25 protein-coding genes and 1 riboswitch are annotated in these 23,868 nt (G+C 59.9%); of the genes, 20 read left to right on the forward strand and 5 right to left on the reverse strand.

Annotated elements, in window-relative coordinates; all coding sequences use genetic code 11:
• Window positions 1-77: 77 nt before the first annotated feature.
• On the reverse strand, window positions 78-2,420 hold the full coding sequence (locus DXZ77_RS11235) for a penicillin-binding protein (RefSeq protein ID WP_115032240.1): 2,343 nt from the start codon (window positions 2,418-2,420) through the stop codon (window positions 78-80).
• A gap of 302 nt (window positions 2,421-2,722) precedes the next feature.
• Between DXZ77_RS11235 and DXZ77_RS11240 the strand changes: the two genes are divergently transcribed.
• From DXZ77_RS11240 to DXZ77_RS11275, 8 genes are all read left to right on the forward strand, one after another.
• Entirely contained in the window at window positions 2,723-3,037 is a 315-nt protein-coding gene (locus DXZ77_RS11240) for a WhiB family transcriptional regulator (RefSeq protein ID WP_258553285.1), read from the forward strand.
• 85 nt (window positions 3,038-3,122) lie between these two features.
• Complete coding sequence (gene sp36, locus DXZ77_RS11245; protein ID WP_115032242.1) at window positions 3,123-3,281, forward strand: Sp36 family protein; 159 nt, start codon at window positions 3,123-3,125, stop codon at window positions 3,279-3,281.
• A gap of 2 nt (window positions 3,282-3,283) precedes the next feature.
• Window positions 3,284-3,751 carry a RidA family protein gene (locus tag DXZ77_RS11250; protein ID WP_115032244.1) on the forward strand — a complete coding sequence of 156 codons (468 nt, stop codon included), beginning with the start codon at window positions 3,284-3,286 and terminating at the stop codon, window positions 3,749-3,751.
• Window positions 3,748-4,548, forward strand: coding sequence for an MBL fold metallo-hydrolase (locus DXZ77_RS11255; RefSeq protein ID WP_115032246.1), 801 nt, complete (start codon window positions 3,748-3,750; stop codon window positions 4,546-4,548). The genes DXZ77_RS11250 and DXZ77_RS11255 overlap by 4 nt, the downstream gene beginning before the upstream one ends.
• A gap of 53 nt (window positions 4,549-4,601) precedes the next feature.
• Window positions 4,602-4,776: riboswitch (cobalamin riboswitch) on the forward strand.
• Window positions 4,777-4,839: 63 nt separating this feature from the next.
• Window positions 4,840-5,817: an ABC transporter substrate-binding protein gene (locus DXZ77_RS11260; RefSeq protein WP_115032248.1), complete on the forward strand. Its 978-nt coding sequence runs from the start codon at window positions 4,840-4,842 to the stop codon at window positions 5,815-5,817.
• Window positions 5,814-6,845: a FecCD family ABC transporter permease gene (locus DXZ77_RS11265; RefSeq protein ID WP_115032250.1), complete on the forward strand. Its 1,032-nt coding sequence runs from the start codon at window positions 5,814-5,816 to the stop codon at window positions 6,843-6,845. The genes DXZ77_RS11260 and DXZ77_RS11265 overlap by 4 nt, the downstream gene beginning before the upstream one ends.
• Complete coding sequence (locus tag DXZ77_RS11270; RefSeq protein WP_115032251.1) at window positions 6,842-7,606, forward strand: ABC transporter ATP-binding protein; 765 nt, start codon at window positions 6,842-6,844, stop codon at window positions 7,604-7,606. Before DXZ77_RS11265 ends, DXZ77_RS11270 begins: the two co-directional genes overlap by 4 nt.
• Window positions 7,603-8,265, forward strand: a complete 663-nt coding sequence (locus DXZ77_RS11275; RefSeq protein ID WP_115032252.1) for a (2Fe-2S) ferredoxin domain-containing protein — start codon at window positions 7,603-7,605, stop codon at window positions 8,263-8,265. Before DXZ77_RS11270 ends, DXZ77_RS11275 begins: the two co-directional genes overlap by 4 nt.
• On the opposite strand, the gene DXZ77_RS11280 is transcribed toward DXZ77_RS11275, so the two are convergent.
• Complete coding sequence (locus DXZ77_RS11280) at window positions 8,259-8,939, reverse strand: Crp/Fnr family transcriptional regulator (protein ID WP_028327542.1); 681 nt, start codon at window positions 8,937-8,939, stop codon at window positions 8,259-8,261. The two genes, DXZ77_RS11275 and DXZ77_RS11280, sit on opposite strands and share 7 nt — an antisense overlap.
• Before the next feature lie 132 nt (window positions 8,940-9,071).
• Here DXZ77_RS11280 and DXZ77_RS11285 point away from each other — a divergent pair, with 132 nt between their 5' ends.
• The 5 genes from DXZ77_RS11285 (at window position 9,072) to nrdF (ending at window position 14,489) form a co-directional block, all read left to right on the forward strand.
• On the forward strand, window positions 9,072-10,280 hold the full coding sequence (locus DXZ77_RS11285; protein WP_115032253.1) for a MarP family serine protease: 1,209 nt from the start codon (window positions 9,072-9,074) through the stop codon (window positions 10,278-10,280).
• Between the two features lie 360 nt (window positions 10,281-10,640).
• The gene (nrdH, locus tag DXZ77_RS11290) at window positions 10,641-10,901 is read left to right on the forward strand and encodes a glutaredoxin-like protein NrdH (protein ID WP_115032254.1); all 261 of its coding nucleotides are present in this window, start codon (window positions 10,641-10,643) and stop codon (window positions 10,899-10,901) included.
• A gap of 4 nt (window positions 10,902-10,905) precedes the next feature.
• Entirely contained in the window at window positions 10,906-11,328 is a 423-nt protein-coding gene (gene nrdI / locus DXZ77_RS11295; RefSeq protein WP_115032255.1) for a class Ib ribonucleoside-diphosphate reductase assembly flavoprotein NrdI, read from the forward strand.
• On the forward strand, window positions 11,325-13,484 hold the full coding sequence (nrdE, locus tag DXZ77_RS11300; RefSeq protein ID WP_115032256.1) for a class 1b ribonucleoside-diphosphate reductase subunit alpha: 2,160 nt from the start codon (window positions 11,325-11,327) through the stop codon (window positions 13,482-13,484). Before nrdI ends, nrdE begins: the two co-directional genes overlap by 4 nt.
• Before the next feature lie 30 nt (window positions 13,485-13,514).
• The gene (gene nrdF, locus DXZ77_RS11305; RefSeq protein WP_115032257.1) at window positions 13,515-14,489 is read left to right on the forward strand and encodes a class 1b ribonucleoside-diphosphate reductase subunit beta; all 975 of its coding nucleotides are present in this window, start codon (window positions 13,515-13,517) and stop codon (window positions 14,487-14,489) included.
• Between the two features lie 274 nt (window positions 14,490-14,763).
• Here the strand turns inward: nrdF and DXZ77_RS11310 are convergent, their stop codons facing one another.
• Window positions 14,764-15,300: a phage holin family protein gene (locus DXZ77_RS11310; RefSeq protein WP_115032258.1), complete on the reverse strand. Its 537-nt coding sequence runs from the start codon at window positions 15,298-15,300 to the stop codon at window positions 14,764-14,766.
• A 339-nt stretch (window positions 15,301-15,639) separates the two neighbouring features.
• On the opposite strand from DXZ77_RS11310, the gene DXZ77_RS11315 reads away from it, so the two are divergent.
• Window positions 15,640-17,931: a 6-phosphofructokinase gene (locus DXZ77_RS11315; protein WP_258553286.1), complete on the forward strand. Its 2,292-nt coding sequence runs from the start codon at window positions 15,640-15,642 to the stop codon at window positions 17,929-17,931.
• A 157-nt stretch (window positions 17,932-18,088) separates the two neighbouring features.
• On the opposite strand, the gene DXZ77_RS12540 is transcribed toward DXZ77_RS11315, so the two are convergent.
• Entirely contained in the window at window positions 18,089-18,451 is a 363-nt protein-coding gene (locus tag DXZ77_RS12540; protein WP_258553287.1) for an AMP-binding enzyme, read from the reverse strand.
• A gap of 8 nt (window positions 18,452-18,459) precedes the next feature.
• Between DXZ77_RS12540 and DXZ77_RS12545 the strand changes: the two genes are divergently transcribed.
• Window positions 18,460-18,618, forward strand: a complete 159-nt coding sequence (locus DXZ77_RS12545) for a hypothetical protein (RefSeq protein ID WP_258553288.1) — start codon at window positions 18,460-18,462, stop codon at window positions 18,616-18,618.
• A gap of 51 nt (window positions 18,619-18,669) precedes the next feature.
• Here DXZ77_RS12545 and DXZ77_RS11325 read toward each other — a convergent pair whose 3' ends face one another.
• Window positions 18,670-19,008 (reverse strand): acetyl-coenzyme A synthetase N-terminal domain-containing protein, encoded by a 339-nt coding sequence (locus DXZ77_RS11325; protein WP_115032927.1) that lies wholly within the window; start codon window positions 19,006-19,008, stop codon window positions 18,670-18,672.
• A gap of 105 nt (window positions 19,009-19,113) precedes the next feature.
• Between DXZ77_RS11325 and DXZ77_RS11945 the strand changes: the two genes are divergently transcribed.
• The 5 genes from DXZ77_RS11945 to DXZ77_RS11355 all read left to right on the forward strand — a co-directional run bounded on the left by DXZ77_RS11945 (window position 19,114) and on the right by DXZ77_RS11355 (window position 23,767).
• Complete coding sequence (locus tag DXZ77_RS11945) at window positions 19,114-19,980, forward strand: Fic family protein (RefSeq protein ID WP_147279292.1); 867 nt, start codon at window positions 19,114-19,116, stop codon at window positions 19,978-19,980.
• 469 nt (window positions 19,981-20,449) lie between these two features.
• Complete coding sequence (locus DXZ77_RS11340; protein WP_115032261.1) at window positions 20,450-21,208, forward strand: CpaE-like family protein; 759 nt, start codon at window positions 20,450-20,452, stop codon at window positions 21,206-21,208.
• Entirely contained in the window at window positions 21,205-22,515 is a 1,311-nt protein-coding gene (locus DXZ77_RS11345) for a TadA family conjugal transfer-associated ATPase (protein ID WP_115032262.1), read from the forward strand. The genes DXZ77_RS11340 and DXZ77_RS11345 overlap by 4 nt, the downstream gene beginning before the upstream one ends.
• Entirely contained in the window at window positions 22,512-23,219 is a 708-nt protein-coding gene (locus tag DXZ77_RS11350) for a type II secretion system F family protein (protein WP_115032263.1), read from the forward strand. The genes DXZ77_RS11345 and DXZ77_RS11350 overlap by 4 nt, the downstream gene beginning before the upstream one ends.
• Window positions 23,216-23,767, forward strand: a complete 552-nt coding sequence (locus tag DXZ77_RS11355; RefSeq protein ID WP_115032264.1) for a type II secretion system F family protein — start codon at window positions 23,216-23,218, stop codon at window positions 23,765-23,767. The genes DXZ77_RS11350 and DXZ77_RS11355 overlap by 4 nt, the downstream gene beginning before the upstream one ends.
• The last annotated feature ends 101 nt before the right edge of the window (window positions 23,768-23,868 follow it).

The raw sequence follows: 23,868 nt of genomic DNA on the forward strand, positions 1-23,868 counted from the left end.
GGGGGCGCCTACACTGATAGGTGCCAGCGCCCCCAAACTGCATCTACACGTTATCTACACGTTTTTTCTTTTGCGGGTTACTCATCAGCTCCGCTGGAGAGCGTGATGGTGACTGTGCTTCCGCGGCTAGCTTGTGAGCCTGCCATTGGTGTGATCTGAGCTACGCGGCCGTAGTCAATGTTGTCCGAGGGCATTTTCTCGGAGTTGATCTTGACCTTGAAGCCTTCGCTTTCGAGTTGCTTCTTAGCCGAGTTCAGAGTCCGTCCCACTACGTCTGGGACCTCGGCGGTCTCGGAAGCAGGAGTGCCTTGTCCTGGTTTGTTGGGGTTTTGCTGGAAGTCGAGCTTGGGCATGCCTTTTGAGGCTTCGTTCATCACTGCGGTCCAGATCGGGCCAGCGAAGGTAGACCCGTATACGTGTGGTTGAGGCAGCTGCGCGTTGGGGCGTCCGACCCACGCGGCAGTGGCCAGCTGAGGAGTGAACCCGGCGAACCAGGTGTGCACACTCGCGTCGGCGGTTCCTGTTTTACCTGCCGCGACTCGGCCATCTGCCAGGGCCATCTGTTCACCGGTAGCTCCGGGAGAGATGACCGATTCAAGGATGCGGGTGGTGTCGTAGGCGACTTTTTGGCTGATTGCTTGACGACAGTTCGCGCCTCGAATAGGGAAAACTTTGCCGTGGAAGTCACTGACTTTCGTTACGGGGACCGGCTCACAGTATTTGCCGCCGGCTGCCAAGGTGGCGTAGGCCGAGGCCAGGGTTAGGGGAGAAGCGTTGTCTGCGCCGAGGATGACGTTGGGGACGAATTTGGTTCCGTACTTCTGCCCGTATCCGGTGTGTAGGCCCATCCTTCCCATGACATCGACGATGTTGCAGACCCCTACCTGGGAGGCCAGTTCCACGAAGGCAGTGTTCACGGATTTTTGGGTGGCTTTTTTCAAGCTCATGGGGCCGAACTCGTTGCCCTCGTGGTTCTTGGGCTGGAAGGGACGGCCAATGAAGCCACACTTGTTTCCACCAAGTTGGGAGACCGAGTAGGGCGTGTGGTTAGGAGGCACTTGAAGGACAGTGTCCGGGGACATGCCTTTCTCTAGAGCAGCGACTAGGTTGAAAGGCTTGGCAGTTGAACCGATCTGGAAACCGCCGGAAGCCCCGTATTTGGCGTCTACGCTCCAGTTCACGGTGGTCTCTACGCCAGCTTCGCCAGAGCCTTGCCCGTAGTTGGTGTTTTGGGCGGTGGCAATAACTTTTCCAGTTCCGGGTTGTACAACAGCAACGGCAGCCCCGCGGCTCTTGCTGTCTTCTACGGGGGCGCGTTTGATGAGTTCTTCTCGGGCGAAGGCAGCGAGTTTGGGGTCAAAAGGTGTCTCGATTTTCAGCCCTTTGCGGTAGAGGGCATTGCGGCGGCTCTTGCGGTCTTTGCCCAGGGATGGCTGGTCCAGAAGCCAGTTGACGACGTATTCGCAGAAGTACGGGGACCCCGAGGCATTACAGGACTGTTTTGGCAGACTTGGTTTAAGTCCTAGGGGTGTGTTGATTGCTTCGTCGTGTTCTTCTGCGGTGATGACGTGAGAAGAAAGCATTCGGTCTAGTACGGCGTTGCGGCGTTTAAGTGTTTCTTCGGGGCGTTCGAATGGGTTGGTGTAGCTGGGGCGCTGCACTTGGCCTGCGATCATTGCGGCTTCGGGCAGGGTGAGTTTGGAAGCGCGTTTGCTGAAGTAGCGTTGCGCTGCAGCTTCGACGCCGTATGCTCCTGCACCGTAATAGACGAGGTTGAGGTAACCCTCGAGAACTTGTTCTTTGCTGAGGTTGTCTTCCAGGGCGATGGCGTATTTCATTTCCTGGAGTTTGCGGACGATGCCAGCAACGCCGCCGCGTTCTAGGGCTGCCGCGACGCCAGCTTCGTTGTCGGATTTCAGGGCAGTGGTGACCAAGGTTTGGCGGACGTATTGCTGTGTGATGGTGGATGCGCCCTGGGTGTCGCCGCGCAGTGTGGCGAATAGGGCTCGGGCTACGCCTCGGGGATCAACGCCACTGTGCTCGTAAAAACGTTCATCTTCGATCGCGATCTGTGCTTTACGCATGATCGGGGCGATTTCATCTAGGGAGACCACTTGACGGTTGTCTTCGGCCAGGGTGGCGATGGTGGAGCCGTCTGCGGCCAGGATGCGTGTTTGTTGTGAGGCGGGGGAGGCCGTGAATTCTGCGGGCATGGCGTCGAACGAAGCCACGATGGATTTAGTGGCTAGACCGCCTGCTCCAACAACAGGCATGAAGATTCCTGCGACGAGGACTCCTAGAACAGTTGATCCGGCGACAACTCCACCCAGTAGACGGAACGCGGAATGAAGCCCCTCGCGTTGCTCCGGCGCCGCATTCTGCTCGTGGTCAGACGCGGGGACGGTGGGGTCATTCGTCATGTAGTAAAGGTTACGTCCCGTCGGAGGTGGCGTCCCTTTTGGATGATGTCGTGTTGCGCCGCGGCAGTGGAGTAATAAGCCGAAATAGGCCATGCCTAGGCATCATTTATACCCCTATAAAGCGTTAATTGTGATCCAGATCACATTAACTCTAAGAGATGCTGGGGCACTCTCTCACAGTTCTGTCGCCTATGGGGACTTTCAGGGCAACCTGTATTGCAAATCCCTCCCAGTCTGTGTCTAAGATCGATTTCACAGCGCGAAGCGTCAACGCGGCCGCCAGCGTATTGAAGGGTTGAGTTGTGATTACTGAAACGCCCGAAACAACGTTCGAAGAGTCTATCGAGCATTGGTCGGCAAGGGCTTGGTGCAGGACCGTTAGTCCGGATGAGCTTTTTGTGGAAGGAAAAGCTCAACAACGCGCTAAGAGGATCTGCCGCAATTGCGAAGTAGTCGTCGATTGCCTCGCAGAAGCCCTGGATGAGCGCATTGAATTCGGCGTTTGGGGAGGCATGACCGAACGTGAACGGCGCAAGATGCTGCGCCTACACCCAGAGGTCACCGACTGGAAACGTGTCTTCGAAGATACCAATAGCACCGCCAAAGTGGCTGGCTGAATATAACGATCACGCGAGTTACTGAATCCCAGATGTGCGATTAGCAGCGCTCGTTCTGTTCTGCGGAAATCGATAGGCTTGCTTCATGAAAAAATGGGAATATGCGACCGCGCCGATCATTCCGCACGCGACGCAGCAAATTTTGAACAACTGGGGTATTGATGGTTGGGAACTAGTCCAGGTCGTCACTACCGATACCGGAAATCTCGTGGCTTATTTCAAACGTCCTCTAGAGGAGGACTGAACATGAGTTCCGTTGAACAACGATTGCAAGAGATCGGCTTAGCCTTACCTGAAGTAGCACTTCCCGTAGGTTCATACGTTCCCGCCAAAGCCGACGGACGACGTATCCACACCTCCGGCCAACTTCCTCTCGTCAATGGGGCCCTTCCCATCACAGGAAAAGTAGGTGCCGAGGTATCCGTTGAACAAGCACAAGAGCTAGCGCGAACCTGCGTGCTCAACGCCATCGCCGCAGTCAAATCAGTAGTGGGCGACCTCGACCAGGTCCAGAGCGTTGTCAAAGTTGTTGGCTTCGTCGCCAGCGACCCAACATTCACCCAACAGCCCGCCGTCATCAACGGCGCCTCCGACCTGCTCGCCCAGGCCTTCGGAGACATCGGCGTGCATGCACGCAGCGCTGTTGGAGTGGCAGTCCTACCCATGGATGCCCCCGTCGAAGTCGAAATCGTCGTAGCACTACGCGAGGAATGACCCTGCTCGAACAGTCACAAAGCCCCGGAAACGGAGCACCATCACCGTTTGTGACGGTGCTGCGTGCCCCGAACCCGGGGCCCATGACACTCGAAGGAACCAACACCTACATCCTTCGCGCCCCAGGTAAAAAACACAGCATCATCATCGACCCCGGTCCCGCCGACCCCACCTACATCGCCACCATTCTCACCACCGCCACCAGCGACGAAGCCGAAATCTCTCACCTACTGCTCACACACCATCACGCAGACCACGCAGCCGCGATCCCCCTGATCGAAAAAGCCACCGGCCTACAAGTCTTATCCATCGGCACCTCCACTCTCACCGACGGGCAAACACTGCACGCCGAGGGACTCACCCTGCACGTCATCGCCACCCCTGGCCACACAGCAGACTCCACAACCTTCCGACTCCACGAAGCACCCCTGCTATTCACCGGTGACACCATCCTGGGCCGCGGCACCACATGGCTGGACTACCCCGACGGAACCCTCACCGACTACCTACATACACTCCATCTACTCAGCGACCTCCTGCGAGACAAAGGCGAGCACACACTCCTGCCCGGGCACGGCCCCACGCACTCCTACACCGCCCCCATCCTGGACGCTTACATCCAGCACCGCACCGCCCGCCTGCGCCAAATCCGCGCTGCACGCGATAGCGGAGCTGGCACTGACATCGAAGCCATCACCAACATCGTCTACCGCGACCAACCCGAAAGCGTCCTAGCCGCAGCACGCATCTGCGTAGCAGCTCAGCTCGACCATCTCCGCCACCATGACACCCTGTGACCCACACCCTCTGTGAGCAGCAACAAATACGACTCCGCAGCCACCAAAACCACTGCTACGCTGAGAAAGCCAGTCGCCCACGGGGCCAGGGAATCCGGTGCAAAACCGGAACTGACGCGCAGCGGTAAGGGAGACGGGCGGGGCACACACGCCACTGGAACACTCTGGGAAGGCGCCCCGCACCGAGGGACCCCAAGTCCGAATACCTGCTGGTGATCGCCCCGTCACCTGCGGGCGCGGATCGAGAATCAGGCCTCGCGACCCAGGCCCACCGGTCCCAGGAGCCACACCGTGCGCCCACACCCCCACCACATCACCATAGCCACCTGCATCCTCCTGCTTACCGCCTGTGCTAGCGCACCCACCACCTCCACCAACACCAGCAGCAATACCGCACCCATTACCTTGACTAACTGCGGCGAAAAAATCACCGTCACCACCCCACCACGCAGACTCGTCACCCTCAACCAAGGCGCCACCGAAACAGCACTCGCCCTTGGCCTGGCCCCCCGCATGGCAGGCACCGCCTACCTCGACGACGCCATCGCCCCCACCTACAAAACCGCCTACACAACCGTCCCCGTCCTCGCCAAGGAATACCCCAGCAAAGAACAATTCCTCGCAGCCAAACCCGATTTCGCCTACTCCGCCTACGCCAGCGCCTTCACCGACAAAGCCGTCGGCACCCGAAACGAACTCACCTCCGAAGGCATCAACACCTACACCAGCCCCTTCGGATGCCCCAAAGGCACCCCCACCGCCGAGGCCACCTTCGAAAACGGCTGGAACGAAATCGCTGAAATCGCCAAAATCTTCGCCGTCACCCCCACCGCCGACGCCCTCATCACCACCCAGAAAAGACACCTCGACGAAATCCGCACCAAAGCCACCGGCAAAAACCACACCATCTTCTGGTACGACTCCGGCGACAAAACCCCCACCGTCGGCGCCGGAGCAGGCGGCCCACACCTAATCATGAACGCCGTCGGCGCCACCAACATCTTCGACAACCTTCCCGGAGGCTGGAGCGAAGCCTCATGGGAAAAAGTCGTCGCCGCTAACCCCGACGTCATCGTCCTGGCCGACGCCAGCTGGAATACCGCCGAAAAAAAGAAAAATCACCTCACCAACGACCCAGTCCTATCCCAACTCGACGCCGTAAAAAACAACCGATTCATCACAATCCCCTTCAGCGAAAGCACACCCGGAGTCCGCCTCGTCGACGGCGCCCGCTCCATCAGCAACCAACTCGCCCAACTCGACCAGTGACCCGCTTCATCTACACCGCAGCCACCCTCACCCTCCTCCTGGCTGCCAGCAGCATCATCGTCCTAGGAATCGGATCCGTCCCCATCCCACCTACCGACGTCATCGACGTGATTGCCCGCCGCGTCCACCTCATTCACGGCGACCACGTCACCATCTTCACCGACCGCATCATCTGGGAACTACGCCTACCCCGCATCATGGCCACCATCGCCGTCGGCGCCGCCCTAGCCCAATGCGGATGCATCCTCCAAGCACTCACCGGCAACGACCTGGCCGACCCCTACCTCCTGGGCATCTCCAGCGGAGCAGCCGTCGGCGCCGTCGCTGCAATCATCCTCGGCTGGACCATCCCCGGACTACCCCCAGCAGTAGCCACCACCGTCACCGCCTTCACCGGCGCAATCGCAGCTCTAGCCCTGGTTCTGGGTCTTGCCACCGGCCGCTCCGGCGCACTCCCACCCGGACGAACCATTCTCGCCGGAATAGCCATCAGCCAACTCGCTGGCGCATTCACCTCCTTCGTCGTCATGATCTTCGGCGGCTACTCTGGAGCCCGTGAAGTCATGACCTGGATGCTGGGCTCCTTCAGCGGCATCCGCGCACCACATGCTTGGCTCATCACCATCACCACCCTGCTCGCCACCACAGCGCTCATCACCTCCGCCCCCGCCCTCGACGCCTTCGCCTTCGGAGAAACCTCCGCTCGCTCCCTAGGAATCCGCGTCGAACACACCCGCTGGGCACTCTTCACCGGATGCGCCCTACTGACCGCAACCACCGTCGCCACCGTCGGCCCCATCGGCTTCGTCGGACTGACCATCCCACACATCATGCGCCTGATCATCGGACCAACCCACCGCCGCCTGCTCCCCGCATCCGCCCTCGCAGGCGCACTCCTGCTCCTGTGGTCTGACACCGCAGCCCGCGCGCTCAACCCCGGCCAAGAAATCCCCATCGGAGTCATCACCGCCGCTATCGGAGCCCCTGTCCTCGTCGCCCTCCTGAGAAACCACGCCCGCCACTCATGAACATCACCACACGCAACCTCAGCTGGAACACTCACGGACGCGACATCGTCGCCCACCTCGACCTCACCATCCCAGCCGCCACAACCACCGCCATTGTCGGCCCTAACGGATGCGGAAAAACCACCACCCTTCACCTCCTCGCTGGCATACGCCGCCCCACCACCGGAAGCATCCACTTCAACGACGACGACGTCACCCACATGCCACCACGCCACCGCGCCCGCCTCTGCGCACTCCTGGAACAACACCCCCACACTCCTCTAGACCTCACCGCCCGACACATCGTCGAACTCGGACGCACACCACATCGCGGACGATGGCACAACCCCCACGACACCGACGCCGTCACCACCGCCATGCACACCGCAGGCATCACCCACCTCGCCGACCGAACCTGGCCCACCCTCTCCGGCGGAGAACGTCAACGCGTACAGCTGGCCCGTGCTCTGGCCCAAGAACCTCGCATCCTCCTGCTCGACGAACCCACCAACCACCTCGACCTACGCCACCAAATCAGCCTCCTTCACACCGTCTGCGCGTTGAACCTCACCGTCGTTGCTGTCCTGCATGACCTCGACCTCGCCGCCGCCTTCTGCGAACACATCATTGTCATGAACCACGGACGCATCATCGCCACAGGACCCACCCGCACCACCCTCACCACTGAACTCATCGCCGACGTCTTCGGCATCAACACCCGCATCCACCACGACGAACGCACCCACATCACCTGGACAGGACTTACCGGAAAACAACCATGACCACACTCGTCCTTGTCACCATCGACCTCACCAGCCCCCACCCCGAGGCCACCATCAGCCACGTCGCCACTCACCTACACGCTCAGGTCGCCGCCCTCCAAGGCAACGACCACACCTCACTCACCCACACCCTGGACACCCTCGAAGCGCAAAACACCCAACAGGTGCTGCTCATCCCTATCACTTTCGACGCTGCCCCCACCGGACCCTCATGGGTACGCCGCGTGGCCGGACACTGGAAACGCACCCGCAACTCCAGCATGGACATCGACGTCATCACTAAGCCCGTACACGACCTAACCACATACAACCTCGACGAGCAGCCACGACGAGCTATCACCGGACAAGAAGCCCCACTACACAACCCCACCTGGGAACAACCACCACCCCACACCCATCACGTTTTGCTCTGCCGCGGGCCACGCTGTAACGCCCAAGGAGCCGACGCCATCGCCATCCGAATACGCGACGAACTACGCCACCGCGACCTGCACGACAACGGCGTACTCCTGACCCAAACCGGCTGCCTCTACCCCTGCAACCGCGCCCCAGTCATCGTCACCCACCCCGACGGAACATGGCATGGACCAGTCGACGAGGACGACATCCCCGTCCTCGTCGACCAGAACCTCACCGAAGCAACACAACCGCCTCAGTGAGCTCGACGGGTCAAACGCTCCACGTCGAGAAGTACCACCGCACGGGTCTCCAAACGGATCCACCCACGCGTTGCGAAATCAGCAAGCGCCTTGTTCACCGTCTCGCGAGAAGCACCCACCAACTGAGCCAACTCTTCCTGCGTGAGATCGTGCGGAACCAGAAGACCATCGTCGATCTCTTGACCGAAACGGTGCGACAAATCAATGAGAGCCTTCGCCACCCGGCCCGGGACATCTGTGAAAACAAGATCAGCAAGAGAATCGTTCGTACGACGCAAACGACGCGCCAATGAAGCCAATAGCGCTGAAGCCACCTGCGGGTGATCAGGCAGGAACGCAGCCAGCTGCTCGTGCGTAAGACCAATCAGTTCCGTGTTGGCAATCGCTGTGGCCGTCGCGTTACGGTCACCCGGATCAAACACCGTCAACTCGCCCAAAAGCTCACCCGGGCCGAGCACAGCGACGAGGTTCTCGCGCCCATCGATGCTCGCGCGTCCGAGCTTGATCTTCCCGGAGACGATGACGTACAGACGGTCGCCGCGGTCGCCCTCACGGAAGAGGACTGAACCGCGCGCCACATGCGTCGAGGTCATCATCGACTGAAGTGCATGGACATCGGTGTCGCTCAGCGCCGAGAAAAGAGGCGCCTGCCTGACAAGATCGTTGAGAGCCACGAGGTAAGTGTGCCAGACCAGCGGTGTTCGTGAGCATGACGTGCATCGACACGAAAGCTCCCGAAAGCCCTGGCAGACAGCAAAAACTGAGGCGTTAACCACAAACACGCCATAACGACGAGGGAGAATGTGATGAACGGAACGGTCGCGTGGGCGCCGTGGGGCCTGGTGGTCGATGCCGTCGTCCTTCTCATCCTCTGGACCTCAGTAACGAGCGGATGGCGACGGGGATTCATCGGAAGTCTTTTCGGTGCAGCAGGATTCGCCGCCGGAGGCATTCTTGGTGTTGCTGTTTTGCCCGGAGCGCTCGCCAATAAGCTCCCTGCACAGTGGGCTGCCTCTGAGGCGGCCATTCTGGTCATGCTTATCCTGGTCCTGGCAGCGATCACTCAAGGCATCCTCGAGCGTATAGCGATGCCGCTCATCAGCTGCATTCGAGCTTCCTGGGCGCGCTACACCGATGCATTCGGTGGCGCGGCTGTGCAATTCACCGTCGCCGCCGTGGCGCTCTGGGTAGCCACTGGGCTGCTCGCACTCTCGCCTATCCCAGCGCTCAAAGATGGAATCTCTGCCTCCCGGTCATTGCACGTGGTGGACAACGTCATGCCCGCCACTCGAGACGCTGTACTGGAGCAAGCACTTGTCGCTCTCGATGCTTACCAATTCCCCCGAGTCTTCACCGACCAAGAACCACCTGACGTTCGTAGCGTCCAACCCCCAGACAAAGCCATCGCATCCAATGAGGCACTCCGAGCTGCCAGTGAATCCATCTATCGAATCGATGCGCTTGCGCTGCGATGCAACCGCTCTCAAGAAGGCACAGGATGGGCACTGACCTCCGACACCATCGTTACGAACGCCCACGTCGTTGCTGGAGCTGACCGCATCAGCGTCCGAGTGAAAAACGAACGCCATTCGGCTCATCTCGTCACTTTCGACCCAGCCCGTGACCTAGCACTGCTCAAAGTTGAAGACTTGCAAGCCCAACCGTTACCAAGAGCAGAGCGAGTTTCCCGCAAAGAAGCACTCTTTATGGCCGGATATCCACTCGGAGGCCCTTACTCCACCCAGCCAGGGCGTATCGCTACCCGCATGAATGCCCGTGGCGCCGACATCTACGGCCAAGGTCAAGCGATACGCCAGATCTACGTTGTGCGTGGTGATGTACGTCCTGGAAACTCCGGCGGCCCAGCACTGACCGTGGACGGTCGTGTCGCCGGAGTCGTTTTCGCTCGTTCAACGACAGAGAACGAAACCGCCTATGTTCTTACTCTCAAAGAACTCGACGAATTCCTTACCGAACGTCCTGCTCCGCCAGCTCAGACGCTTTGCGCTGCGTAAAAGACTCAACACGCCGGAGAGCGGTGCATTCGCGCGCGTGCACCCATGCCCCTACAATCACTTGTGCTGGATCGCCGGATCAGCCCCCACATCTTGGGGTTGAGAACGCGGTACCGTGAAGAGCCCCAAAAACAATTCAGGGCCTTCCCACAGCGGCCAGAGGGAACGACAGGCGAAACAAAGCACCAGCCCACCAGCTAGGAGCAACGCCCAGTAGACGAACGCACCACGCGATCGCCCCCCAACCGCGAACACCCACCAGCACCCCGGGTCCGCCCGGTTATCGGCCAACGGTCGCGCAGGAAACCGGGCGCGTTATTGCGCACGCCCTCCCTCGTGACCCCGCTTTGAGGAGAGAGCATGTCGACCATCGAAACCGCAGAATCACTCACCGTGTACAGCAAGCCCTCCTGTGTCCAGTGCAACGCAACCTACCGCGCCCTTGACAAGGCAGGACTTCCCTACGAAGTGGTCGACCTTACCGCCGATGAGAACGCTCTCACCCACGTCATGTCCCTAGGCCACACCCAGGCCCCGGTAGTCATCCACGGCGACGAACACTGGTCCGGCTACCGACCCGACCTCATCAAAGCCGCCGCAGCCCGCGCAAACGCAGCCTGAACCCATGGACGCGCCCGCACCGGGCGCGGACACCCCGGCGACCCACCTGGTCTATTTCTCCTCGACCTCGGAGAACACACACCGATTCGTGCAGAAACTCGGATGCACAGCACAACGCATCCCCCTACGACCCGGTGAACCTCACCTTCAGGTGACACAGCCGTACGTTCTCGTACTGCCCACCTACGGAGGCGGCCGTCACGGCGGTGCCGTGCCCAAACAAGTCATCAAATTCCTCAACGACCCCCACAACCGACACCTCATCCGAGGGGTGATCGCCGGAGGCAACACCAACTTCGGTGCCGCCTACGGCCTCGCCGGTGACATCGTGGCCGCCAAATGCCACATCCCACTCCTGTACAGATTCGAACTCATGGGCACACCCGACGACGTCGAGAAAGTCCGCGGAAGGCTGCGCGCACAATGACCTCCACCCTCCTCACCGACACCGGCTCCGAGTCCGTCTCATCTACCGCCGCCGACTACCATGCCCTCAACGCCATGCTCAACCTCTACGACGAGCACGGCAACATCCAGTTCGACGCTGACAAACAAGCAGCCCGCCAGTACTTCCTCCAGCACGTCAACCAAAACACCGTTTTCTTCCACTCACTCCAGGAAAAACTCGACTACCTCGTCGAAAACGGCTACTACGAAGCCGGCGTCCTCGAGCAATACGACTTCGAGTTCATCAAATCCCTCTTCAAACGCGCCTACGACGCCAAATTCCGGTTCCCCACCTTCATGGGCGCATTCAAGTACTACACGTCCTACACACTCAAAACCTTCGACGGCACCCGCTACCTCGAACGCTACGAAGACCGCGTCTGCATGGTCGCCCTCACCCTCGCCGACGGAAACCGTGAGCTCGCACCCCGCATCGTCGATGAAATCCTCACCGGCCGTTTCCAACCCGCAACCCCAACCTTCCTCAACGCTGGAAAAGCCCAGCGAGGAGAGCTTGTCTCCTGCTTCCTCCTGCGCGTCGAAGACAACATGGAGTCAATCGCCCGCGCCATCAACTCCTCACTGCAGCTATCCAAACGCGGTGGAGGTGTTGCCCTAAGCCTGACCAACCTCCGCGAATCCGGCGCACCGATCAAACGCGTCGAAAACCAGTCCTCCGGTGTCGTTCCCGTCATGAAACTCCTCGAGGACTCCTTCTCCTACGCCAACCAACTCGGCGCACGCCAAGGTGCCGGCGCCGTATACCTCAACGCCCACCACCCCGACATCCTCACCTTCCTAGACACCAAGCGCGAGAACGCTGACGAGAAAATCCGCATCAAAACCCTCTCCCTGGGTGTCGTCATCCCCGACATCACCTTCGAACTGGCCCGCAATAACGAAGACATGTACCTCTTCAGCCCCTACGACGTAGAACGCGTCTACGGGAAAGCCTTCAGCGAGATCAGCGTCACCGAGAAATACCGCGAAATGGTGAACGACTCCCGCATCAGCAAACGCAAAATCAGCGCCCGCCGCTTCTTCCAGGTACTCGCAGAAATCCAGTTCGAATCCGGATACCCCTACATCCTCTTCGAAGACACCGTCAACGCAGCCAACCCCATCGACGGCCGCGTCACCATGTCCAACCTCTGCTCCGAAATCCTCCAGGTCTCCACACCCTCCACCTACAACGAAGACCTCAGCTACCAGGAAATCGGCAAAGACATCTCCTGCAACCTCGGGTCCCTAAACATCGCAAAAACCATGGACTCCCCTGACTTCGCAGGCACCATCGACACCGCCGTCCGTGCCCTCACCGCAGTCAGCGACCACTCCAACATCGCCTGCGCACCCAGCATCGAAAAAGGCAACGCCCAAAGCCACGCCATCGGCCTAGGCCAAATGAACCTGCACGGATACCTGGCCCGCGAGCGAATCCACTACGGCTCAGAAGAAGGCCTGGACTTCACCAACATGTACTTCTACACGGTGACTTTCCACGCCATCGCCGCCTCCTGCCGCATCGCCCAAGAACGCAACATCACATTCGAAGGATTCGAACGCTCCGCCTACGCCAGCGGCGAATACTTCCGCAAATACATCGACAAAGAATGGACGCCCCGCACCCCACGCGTCGCCCAGCTCTTCGCCGACTCCGGAATCCACATCCCCACACCCCAAGACTGGAAAGAACTCGCCGAACTGGTCGCCAAACACGGCCTCTACAACCAAAACCTCCAAGCCGTTCCACCCACCGGGTCGATCAGCTACATCAACCACTCCACCAGCTCGATTCACCCCATCGTCGCCAAAGTGGAAATCCGCAAAGAAGGCAAAATCGGTCGCGTCTATTACCCCGCGCCCTACATGACCAACGACAACCTCGAGTTCTACGCCGACGCCTACGAAATCGGCCCCGAAAAAATCATCGACACTTACGCTGAAGCCACCCAGCACGTTGACCAGGGCCTATCCCTCACCCTGTTCTTCCCCGACACCGTCACCACCCGTGACATCAACAAAGCGCAGATCTACGCCTGGCGTAAAGGCATCAAAACCCTCTACTACATCCGTCTGCGTCAGCTCGCCCTCCAAGGAACCGAAGTTGACGGCTGCGTCAGCTGCATGCTCTGACCCGCCGCCTGCAACCGATTGGAACCGCACATGACACGCAAACTCACCCTCGACCGCGGCATCCATGCCATCAACTGGAACCGCATCGAAGACCAACTCGACCAAGAAGTCTGGGACCGCGTCACCGGTAACTTCTGGCTCCCAGAGAAGGTGCCGCTCAGCAACGACATCCCCTCCTGGCGCACCCTTACCCCCCAAGAACAGGTCATGACCACCCGCGTCTTTACCGGGCTCACCCTGCTCGACACCATTCAGGGCACCGTTGGCGCCGTAGCCATGATCCCCGACTCCCGCACCCCCCATGAAGAAGCAGTTTTCACCAACTTCGCCTTCATGGAATCCGTGCATGCCAAGAGCTACAGCTCTATCTTCTCCACCTTGATCTCCACCGAAGAGATTGACCAGGCCTTCCGCTGGAGCGAAGAGAACGAACACCTCCAACGCAAAGCCCAGATCATCCTCGACTACTACTACGGAGACGACGCCGAAAAACGCAAAGTCTGCTCCGTCATGCTGGAATCGTTCCTTTTCTACTCCGGGTTCTACACCCCCATGTACTGGAGCAGCCGCGCCAAGCTGACAAACACCGCAGACCTCATCCGCCTCATCATCCGTGATGAAGCCGTCCACGGTTTCTACATCGGGTACAAGTGCCAGCAGGCACTAAAAGAGGCCGACCAGGCACGACGTGATGATATCAAGGAATACACGTTCGACCTGCTCAACGAGCTCTACGACAACGAAGAGTCCTACGCTGAATCCATGTACGACGAAATCGGATTCACCGAAGACGTCAAAATGTTCATGCGCTACAACGCCAACAAAGCACTCATGAACCTTGGCTATGAGGCACTGTTCCCGCCGAGCGCGACCGCTGTCTCACCGTCAATCCTGGCCGCGCTTTCCCCCAACGCTGACGAAAACCACGACTTCTTCTCTGGATCGGGATCGTCCTACGTCATGGGTAAAGCTGTCGACACCACCGACGACGACTGGGACTTCTGAGTTGCCCTCCCGTGCTGTTGCCTAACAATCGCTAGAAGGCTTGGTTCTGCAGAAAATCTGCAGAACCAAGCCTTCTACATGTATGCACAAACTATCTATTCGTCCACAAGCACAGCCAGGCCTAAACCCCGCGCGCCTGAGCAGACAGAAAAACTCACTAGAGTCAGCGCCCCCAACAACGCCCACGGCCCGCCAACCATAAGGTTGACGGGCCGTGTCACAACGGATCAGACAGCTCGGTCACGATCCTGAACGCACTGCGAATAACTCCCATTCAGTGGCGGATCTCAGGCGAGGAAGAAGCGTTCTCCAATCGCGCAGTGAAAGAAGAAGTCGCACCCGAAGCAAACGCATCCTGACGACGCACCGCAGCAGTGGCCTCACCAGACTTCGAACGCTTCAACGAGTCCAGCGTGTCCTTCGTTGTCGCCACCGCACGCTTAGGCGTCGGGTTCACCTCAGAAACCTTCGACTTACCGATGAATGCCACTCCAGCGGCCGCGCCAAACAGCAACAACGTGACGATCAGGTAGCCCAGCCACGGAGCCAGCCCCAACGCAACCAAAGCCAGCGCAAGAGTGTGCAGCAAAAACACCAACCCGAACACAGCAAACACGGCCGCGACGATGAACATCGCCGCCCCGACAACAGCCTTCTTCAAATCTTTCGTGATCTCGAGCTTGGCCAACTCGATCTCACTACGCACCAGGCTGGATACATCCTCCAGCGCGGAATTAATGAGACGCCCCAGCGACGGGTCCGCCGGACGCGACGCCTCAGGCTTCTCAGTGGGGGGAATATTATTGGGCATATAGTGTCTCCTCGTTTGTGAGCCAATCGGTGCAGTTCCATCGATCCGTAGGAGCCCGGGCGCACAACTCTGCGAGGGACGTCAAGCGGACGAACCGAAGCGTCTGCATACAAGTCTGATCAATACTGACAATAACGAGTCAAACCACCTCCGGCGAGTACATGGACCCGCCATCCCATACACAGTGCCCCTCCTCAGACACAACAAGACTCGCCCCAACACCCAAACCCCAACACCTCGCGCGCCTCCACTGCACGAATACTCGTCTAACTCCACCTGCACAAGCGAACATAGAAACCAGACAACACCCGGTCCACGCCGCAGCGGAACGAGATAGCAGTGAACATAGACCAACACGACCCCCACACCGACGCTCCTTGCCGCATCGCCATCCTCACCAGCGGGGGAGACGCCCAAGGCATGAACGCTGCCGTCCGAGCTGTAGTCCGCACCGCCATCCACGCCGGCGCTGAGGTCTACGCCATTTGGGAGGGATACCAAGGCGCAGTCGAAGGTACCATCACCCCCATCCAATGGGATGACGTCGGCGGTATCCTCGCCAAAGGCGGCACTATCATCGGCACTGCGCGCTCAGCCGACTTCCGCACTCGAGAAGGCATGCGCCGCGCTGCCAAGAACCTCCTACAACTTGGCATCGACCGCATCGTCGCCATCGGAGGCGACGGATCACTGGCCGGAACACACGCCTTCCGCCACCACTGGCCCGAACTACTCGAAGAACTCGTCGCTGCCGGAGAAATCGACCAAACCACCGCAGATGCACACCCTGCACTCATGGTCGCTGGCCTAGTCGGCTCTATCGACAATGACCTCATCGGCAGCGATATGACCATCGGTGCCGACTCCGCCATGCACCGCATCCTCGAAGCCATCGATGCGATAGCGTCCACCGCCGCCAGCCACCAACGCACTTTCGTCATCGAAGTCATGGGACGCCACTGCGGCTACCTTCCCCTTTTCGCTGCCATCGCTGGTGGCTGCGACTACGTTTTCGTCCCTGAAGCACCACCTGAACCCGGATGGGAAAACGACCTCGCCACAAAAATTCGTGACGGCCGCGCCGCAGGACGACGCGACAGTCTTATCCTTGTCGCAGAAGGAGCCCAAGAACGCGACGGCACCCCCATCACCTGCGAGCGCGTCCAAGCCGCAATCCACGACACAACAGGTGAAGACGCAAAAATCACCATCCTTGGACACGTTCAACGAGGCGGAACTCCCAGCGCCTACGACCGATGGATGTCCACCCTGCTTGGTTACGCCGCTGCGCAAGAAGTCCTCGAAGCAACCCCTGACCAACCTGCCCACATCATCGGAGTCCGATCAGGGCGCATTGCCCGCATCGACCTTGTCGAAGCCGTCACCGCTACCGGCAACATCGCAGCCACCGTTGCCGCAGGCAACTACAGCGACGCCGTTCGTGCCCGCGGAACCGAATTTCTCGAAGGTGTCGAACTGTTCCGTCGTCTCTCACGCCCTGAAGACGGCCCTCGTGAAGACCGGCCCGGGTACGGAAAACGCCTAGCCATCATGCACATTGGTGGCCTCGCCCCAGGCATGAACGCTGCCGCCCGAGCCGCTGTCCGGTTAGGTATGCAGCGCGGGCTGACCGTTCTAGGAATTACCGGCGGGGTGTCTGGTCTGCTCGACGATGACATCCACGAAATTTCCTGGGCTGACGTCGATTCATGGGTTGGCCTTGGAGGGGCTGAACTTGGCGTCCGACGCATGGTGCCTGACCTTGAACACCTCTACGCCATCTCCCGCACCCTGGAAAAGAATGACGTCGATGCCCTCATGCTTATCGGTGGATACAACGCCTATCTCACCGCTCACCGCATGCTCACCGAATCCGAACGCTACCCAGCACTTGCCATCCCAATCGTGTGCGTGCCAGCCAGCATCGATAACAATCTGCCTTTCTCTGAACTCTCAATTGGTTCAGACTCTGCCCTAAACCGCGCTATTTGGGCACTCGATGCCATCAAAGAATCCGGCACTGCCTCGCAGCGTTGTTTCGTCACCGAAACCATGGGGCGTAAATGCGGCTATCTGGCTCTCATGGCAGGCATTGCTACGGGTGCTGAGCGTGTCTATCTTCACGAAGAAGGAGTCACTCTCGATGACCTCACCCGCGACGTCAAACACATGATTGCCGCTTTCAAAGACGGACGACGTCTCTTCCTAGCAATCCGCAACGAACGTGCTAACGAACGCTACACGGCTGACTTCATGGCTCGTTTGTTCGAGCAAGAAGCACACGGTCTCTATGACGTTCGCACTGCGGTCCTTGGTCACATTCAGCAAGGCGGCAGTCCCTCTAGCAATGACCGTATTCTTGCTACCCGGCTCGTTGAAGGAGCAATCCGCGACATTGTTGAGCAGCTTTCAGCAGGTTGTCACGAAGGCCGTTGCGTCGGGTTGCTTGAAGGTGAAGTTCGTCTTAACCGTCTCGACCGCATCATGGAACATCTCGACGTCGTCAATCGCAGGCCCAAAGAACAATGGTGGATGGGGCTGCGTCCAGTCATCACTGCACTCTCTGATCCTGATGCGGTGTGGAGCGGAGAACACATCCCGGTGCTGCGTGAACGGCCAATCAATTCGTGAAGCATTCCGTTACAGAAGGAGTGGGCAGGCATAAGTGTTGTTCATGCAAAACTCCCTCCTTCTGTAACAGTGCTTCTCAGCGTGCGCTTACTGTGATCGTGAGCGCATGTTGGTGCTGATGAACTCCATTACGGAGGAATCTGCCAGAGTGGTGACGTCACTGACTTCGCGGTTTTTCTGCCACATCGCGTAGCTCTTCAACGAGACTCTTTTCGTCTGGTCCATCCACCCTTGCGCGCAAGATCACGAATGTGGCGACAGCCTTACCAGTCATCTTGTTTGTGGCTCCGAATACGGCAGTTTTTGGTCCCACTGCGTCATGGCTGACTAAAGCTGACTCAATCTCAGAAGTGGAGAGTCGGTGTCCGGAGATGTTCATGACGTCGTCGACGCGGCCAAGAATCCAGATGTTTGCGTTGGTGTTTTTCTTAGCTCCATCTGCGGCGAAGTACATGCCTTCAAGACGTGACCGGTAGGTATCGATACAGCGTTGTGTATCTCCCCAGATTTCACGGGCCATGGATGGTCATGTTTGGTGATGATGAGGAATTCTTGGGTTCTGTCTTCAACGGGTTGGGCAATGTTGTTGAGGATCTCTACGTCTATGCCGGGAATGGGGTGTTGGGCGCCATGTGTTCGTGGTACCAGCATGCTTCTGGACTGATTGGTTTTCCCGACGCTGCCTAGAAGGACGAATGCTGGGAAGGTCGAAAGCGGCGGGGATGTCGGCCGTCTGCTTCAGAATGCACGTACCGCGTTGGTGCGGTGTAGAGGATGTAGAGAGGGGCTTCGGAGGGAACCTAGGTGGGGTTCGCAGTCGATGAACCATTGGACAAATGGCGAGTTGCTCCAGTCGAGGACGTTTTCGAAATCTTTGTGCCAGGTGATGGAGGTTCGGGCTTGTTGTGCCCAAAATGCCTCAAAGTCGTTTTTGCTTGTCAGTAGGGGTCTGCGTGGGTGTTGGGTGCCTCGGCTGCCGCTGGGGCTCCTGTGTCCGTGAGGTGACCGGGGTGTTGTGTAGGGCCGGTGTGTCTCGACGAGGTCGGATGACACAACGCAGGCACGCCGGATAGGCATCGTGTGCAGCACAGTGTGTTTCGTCTTGCATGTGGCACTTTTCACGCGCCTCGCTGCATGTGAGAGCGTGAATGGCCCGCCGAACCACGGCGTTAGGGTCTAAACGTGTCGCAGATCCCCCTACTTGTTGCAGAGGCAGCTTCGCTGCCTGAGTTGCGCTCCCAGGTGGCCCAGGCAGCTGGTGCGTGTTCGCGGCTTCGGTTCCATGAAGGTTTGCGCCGACATTTACCGGAGATCATGTTTGAGTCGCGTGTTCGCGGTGCGCATGGGTCGGCTGCGCTTTCTGAAGGTCGTGCTTCCGTGGATCGGGTTCGGCAGTTGTCGGTACCGGGGGCGTTGTGGCCTCCTACTACCGACCCGTCGAATCGGGTTACTCGTGCGGCGATTGCTTTGACGGCTGAGGTTGACCGTTTGGATAGCAAATTTGAGGATGCGCCACGTCAGGCAGTGGCGCGGTTGCATGCGGTGGCGGGTAATGCGCTTGCGGTGGGGCAGGTTGGTCGTACGCGGGTGGCGGGGGAGGGGTGTAGTGAGTTGCTTAGTGCGTTAGGTCGTGAGCCGGAGGCTGATGATGCGCGCGCTAGTTTATTTGCGCTGCTTAATGAGTTTCGGCAAGGGGTTACGTCGCCGGTGTTGTTGGCGGCGCTTGTGCATGGTGAGGTGTTGCGCTCTAGGCCATTTCCGTGTGCGAATGGGCTTCTTGGGCGGGCGTTGGAGCGATTGTTGTTGCGTTCGCGTCATGTAGATTCCACGCGTGCAGTGGTGCCTGAGGCTGGGCATTTCGCGATGGGGGTGGATGACTATTTCACGGCTGCTGCGGCGTATGCGCGCTCTAGAGATAGGGGTGACATGGATGGTGTTGTGGTTTGGGTGCAGCACTGCTGTCACGCTATTGCTCACGGTGCTGCTGAGGGAGGGCGGGTTGCTGATGCTGCGCGGGCTGCTGCTGTAACTCGTCCTGGACGACGGTGACATTATTTGCGCAAAAATAAATGCGTGTTGATGTTGAATCATCAGATTCACGTGTTTTGGCGATAGATATCCGTCACTAAAGAACAAGAAAAAAAGGGAAAACGCCCAGATCACAACGGTATTCTCGGCAGTAGTAGAGAAGAAGAAATGACAGGGTCAGGTAGCTGCCAAGGCGTTACAGGTTCATGCAAACTTTTTTCCGCGCCCCGTTGCATACCGTCGCCAAGCTCGACACAATAAATGCAGCGCTCCCTTCGGGTCGTAGCGCGGCGCACCAGCTCCTCCCCCCCGGGGCTAGGCGCGTTCCTTGGTGAGTCCCCGCTGTCCCCCCAGCGGGGACTCACCCATTTACCGGGAAAATCACCGCAAAACCGCCGCCTATCCACAACACCCCACCTACCCGCCCCACAGTCCACAAACCCCATCCAACCAACGCCACTGACCACCCTCATACCGACACGATGACGACATGAGCGGAAAAGCACCCACCATCGCCTTCACCGGCGCCTCCGGCGGCCTCGGCACCTCATGCCTCCTCGCCGCCACCGCCGTCGCCGCTTCCGCCGCCGGATACCGCGTCGCCTGCATCGACCGCGACACAGCAGGAGGCGGTCTAGACACCATCTTCGGGCTCGACCACCTCCCCGGTGCACGCTGGCCCGACCTGCTTGGCGCACATGGCCACCTACCCGCCGACCTCCTCATGCGCGAACTGCCCAACGAAAAAAACATCTGGGTGCTCTCCCACTCCAACAACCTCATCACCGACATCCCAGAGGAAGCCGACCACACCACCCTCGAAGCACTCACCACCGGAACCGATCTCGTCCTCATCGACGCTGGTCGCCCCCGCCCAGCACCCCCTGCCGACGACACCACCCCCCACGCCACCACCCTTGACCCCCGCCCCTGGCACGGAGCCGACCACATCGTCCTCCTCGTCGGCCACAGCCCTCAATCCCTCGCCGCAGCAACAGCCATCACCAACACCGCCCCCGAAACCGGCCCCACCTGGTGGCTAGCCCAACGCACCCCCAAAGGGGCCACCCACCTACCCGAAACCATCCAATCCACCCTCGGCCTGGCCCTAGCTGCCCGCGTCACCGACGACCCCCGCTGCCACCGCGACCTCCTCCACGGCGAACCACCAGGACAACGCGGACACCTCGCCAAAGCAGCAAACCAACTCCTGAGCACCCTTCTCACCCAAGGACACCCAGCCGCATGAGCGCCCCCACCACATCCACCAGCATCTGGAACCACATCCGTGCCGGCCGGGGGCCCACGGCCGCACGCGTCGACGCCGTCGCCCACGACGAAAGCCGCCTGCTAGGAGAACAAGGCGCTGCCCACGCCCGAGACGCTCTACGGGCCGCCACCCTCGGACTTGGTCCCCTCGAGCCCCTCCTGACCACCCCCGGCGTCACCGACATCCTCGTCAACGGCACCGACACCGTATGGATTGACCGAGGAAACGGCCTCGAAACCACCGAGATAGAGATCGGCGACCCTGACGCAGTCCGCCGACTGGCAGTGCGCCTTGCTGGACTAGCCGACCGCCGCCTCGACGAAGCCAGCCCATACGTCGATGGCCTCCTGCCCGGCGGAATCCGACTCCACGCCGTCCTACCTCCCCTCGTCGACTCCGCCGCACACATCAGCCTGCGCATCCCCCGCGCCGACGTCGTCTCTCTTGAACGCCTCGTAGCCCTCGGATCTATGCCGCCTGAATGGGCCGACATCCTGCGCGCCATCGTTGCTGCCCGCTGCTCCTTCGTCGTTTCCGGCGGCACCGGCACCGGAAAAACAACCATCCTCGCCTCACTCCTGGCCCAAGCCCGGCCCGACGAACGCATCCTCGTCGTCGAAGACGTCCGTGAACTAGCCGTCCATCACCCCCACGTCGTACGCATGCAAGCCCGCCCAGCCAACGTCGAAGGTGCCGGCGCCGTCGACATGGTCGCCCTCGTCCGTCAATCCCTGCGCATGCGCCCCGACCGCCTCGTCGTCGGTGAAGTTCGCGGCGCCGAAGTCCGTGAAATGCTCACCGCACTCAATACTGGGCACGAAGGAGGCAGTGGCACCATCCACGCCAACAGCGCCCACGACGTCATCACCCGCTTCGAAGCACTCGGCGCACTTGCCGGAATGACCCCAGCTGCCGTCCGCGCCCAACTCGGATCAGCCCTGTCCGTTGTCATTCACCTACGCCGCACACCTACCCACCGCATTGTTGAAAGCATCGGCCTCCTCCACGCCGAAAATGACGAACTCCACGTCCGCACTGCGCTACGTAACCCACACCTGGGCGACACCTCCAATCAACACCACACCCCCCACACACCTCGCGGAGCCCAAGAACCAGGTTGGACCCTCCTGCAAGAACTTCTTGCCGAGCACCTCACCCCTGCACCGTCACCTGAGACACCCGCCACTCACACACCCCCCACCCCGGCAGTGCCCACCTCACGACCCCAACGTCCAACCCCAGCAATACCCCTCACCAACCCCACCTGGCTCAGGAGAACCCCATGATCTCTGCCTGGATACCCGCGCTGCTCGCCGGAACAGCCATCACCCTCTGGCCCACCCAACATCCCACCAACACCCACCCAAACCACATCCCTACCTCGCCGCGACACGCTTTCACCGCCTGGAAAAAGCAACGCCACCGAGACAGCCACACCGGAATCGAAAAAGATCTCCTCAACGTTGTTGAAGCACTCAGCGGAGCCCTCCGCGCAGGACTACCACCAGCAGCAGCCCTCGCACTGGCCAGAGAAGGTATCACCGGCAAACTTGGTGACGCCCTGACCACCGTCGAACACCGCGCACGTATGGGAGAAGGCCTCGCCGCAGGCTGGAGCGAAGCCGCACGCCGCATCAACAACCCCGAACTAGCACTCCTAGCCCGAGCCTGGTCTCTCTCCGAAGAAACAGGAACCCCCCTGGCAGAGGCAGCTCACACCGCTACCCGAGTGCTGCGCGACCGCCGCGACCAACGTGAACGCACACGCTCAGCCATCGCCGGCGCCAAAGCCACCATGACACTTCTTACTCTCCTACCCGCAACAGGACCCCTGCTAGGCCTACTCCTGGGCGTGGATCTTCTCCACGTCTACAGCACCACTCCCCTCGTCTGGGCAGCTCTGGCAGCTGGCATCATCCTCATCCTTATCGGCCGCACCTGGGTCAACCACCTCATCACCCACACGCTTGCAGGACCGGTACTCACATGACCCTCGTCATCGCCACCCTCACTGCCCTAGCCCTCCTGGCCTGGCCCACCCACAACCGCCACCTACAAGCGCTCGCACGCCACACCCAGACCACCCAGAACACAGCACCCCCCGTTAGAGCCGACGCACTCGCAGGCACTGTCATGCTCCTTGCCATGACTCTACGCAGCGGCAAAGGAGTCATCGAATCCCTCGAAGCGGTCGGCACCAGACAACACGATGCGATTGGTGCTCACTTACTCTCTGTGGCTTCAGCTCTCCGTTGGGGAGTACCTGATCGCGAAGCGTGGGCAGCGCTGCCTGAGGCATGGACTCCCGTTGCTCGCGCTTTCCTCCTGGCTCGCCGCGCAGGCGTCGCCCCGGCAGACCTTCTCTTGCGCGTTGCCGACGACCTTCGACAAGCCGAGCAAGCCCGCCTAGAACTAGCCACCGCCAAACTCGCAGTCCGAGTTGTTCTCCCCTTGGGGCTTGCCTTTCTCCCAGCCTTCATCCTCACCACGGTCGTCCCCATCGTCATCGCCATCACCGGAGACGTCCTCAGCCATTAAGGCTCTCCAGCGCCTTCGGATGTGCACAACCCGCCCCGCTATCCCCAGAGACAGCTAAGCCCAGCATTCCGACGCCCCGCGCAACCAACCATGGACTTTGT

This window comes from Dermatophilus congolensis, assembly GCF_900447215.1.
Lineage (GTDB): Bacteria > Actinomycetota > Actinomycetes > Actinomycetales > Dermatophilaceae > Dermatophilus > Dermatophilus congolensis_A.

Excerpts from the sequence above, each read along its gene's own strand:
- DXZ77_RS11235 (WP_115032240.1), bottom strand. The coding sequence starts at position 2,420 with ATGACGAATGACCCCACCGTCCCCGCGTCTGACCACGAGCAGAATGCG.
- sp36 (WP_115032242.1), top strand. The coding sequence starts at position 3,123 with ATGAAAAAATGGGAATATGCGACCGCGCCGATCATTCCGCACGCGACG.
- DXZ77_RS11250 (WP_115032244.1), top strand. The coding sequence starts at position 3,284 with ATGAGTTCCGTTGAACAACGATTGCAAGAGATCGGCTTAGCCTTACCT.
- DXZ77_RS11255 (WP_115032246.1), top strand. The coding sequence starts at position 3,748 with ATGACCCTGCTCGAACAGTCACAAAGCCCCGGAAACGGAGCACCATCA.
- DXZ77_RS11270 (WP_115032251.1), top strand. The coding sequence starts at position 6,842 with ATGAACATCACCACACGCAACCTCAGCTGGAACACTCACGGACGCGAC.
- DXZ77_RS11275 (WP_115032252.1), top strand. The coding sequence starts at position 7,603 with ATGACCACACTCGTCCTTGTCACCATCGACCTCACCAGCCCCCACCCC.
- DXZ77_RS11285 (WP_115032253.1), top strand. The coding sequence starts at position 9,072 with ATGAACGGAACGGTCGCGTGGGCGCCGTGGGGCCTGGTGGTCGATGCC.
- nrdH (WP_115032254.1), top strand. The coding sequence starts at position 10,641 with ATGTCGACCATCGAAACCGCAGAATCACTCACCGTGTACAGCAAGCCC.
- nrdI (WP_115032255.1), top strand. The coding sequence starts at position 10,906 with ATGGACGCGCCCGCACCGGGCGCGGACACCCCGGCGACCCACCTGGTC.
- nrdE (WP_115032256.1), top strand. The coding sequence starts at position 11,325 with ATGACCTCCACCCTCCTCACCGACACCGGCTCCGAGTCCGTCTCATCT.
- nrdF (WP_115032257.1), top strand. The coding sequence starts at position 13,515 with ATGACACGCAAACTCACCCTCGACCGCGGCATCCATGCCATCAACTGG.
- DXZ77_RS11310 (WP_115032258.1), bottom strand. The coding sequence starts at position 15,300 with ATGCCCAATAATATTCCCCCCACTGAGAAGCCTGAGGCGTCGCGTCCG.
- DXZ77_RS12540 (WP_258553287.1), bottom strand. The coding sequence starts at position 18,451 with ATGGCCCGTGAAATCTGGGGAGATACACAACGCTGTATCGATACCTAC.
- DXZ77_RS12545 (WP_258553288.1), top strand. The coding sequence starts at position 18,460 with ATGTTTGGTGATGATGAGGAATTCTTGGGTTCTGTCTTCAACGGGTTG.
- DXZ77_RS11325 (WP_115032927.1), bottom strand. The coding sequence starts at position 19,008 with ATGCCTATCCGGCGTGCCTGCGTTGTGTCATCCGACCTCGTCGAGACA.
- DXZ77_RS11340 (WP_115032261.1), top strand. The coding sequence starts at position 20,450 with ATGAGCGGAAAAGCACCCACCATCGCCTTCACCGGCGCCTCCGGCGGC.
- DXZ77_RS11345 (WP_115032262.1), top strand. The coding sequence starts at position 21,205 with ATGAGCGCCCCCACCACATCCACCAGCATCTGGAACCACATCCGTGCC.
- DXZ77_RS11350 (WP_115032263.1), top strand. The coding sequence starts at position 22,512 with ATGATCTCTGCCTGGATACCCGCGCTGCTCGCCGGAACAGCCATCACC.
- DXZ77_RS11355 (WP_115032264.1), top strand. The coding sequence starts at position 23,216 with ATGACCCTCGTCATCGCCACCCTCACTGCCCTAGCCCTCCTGGCCTGG.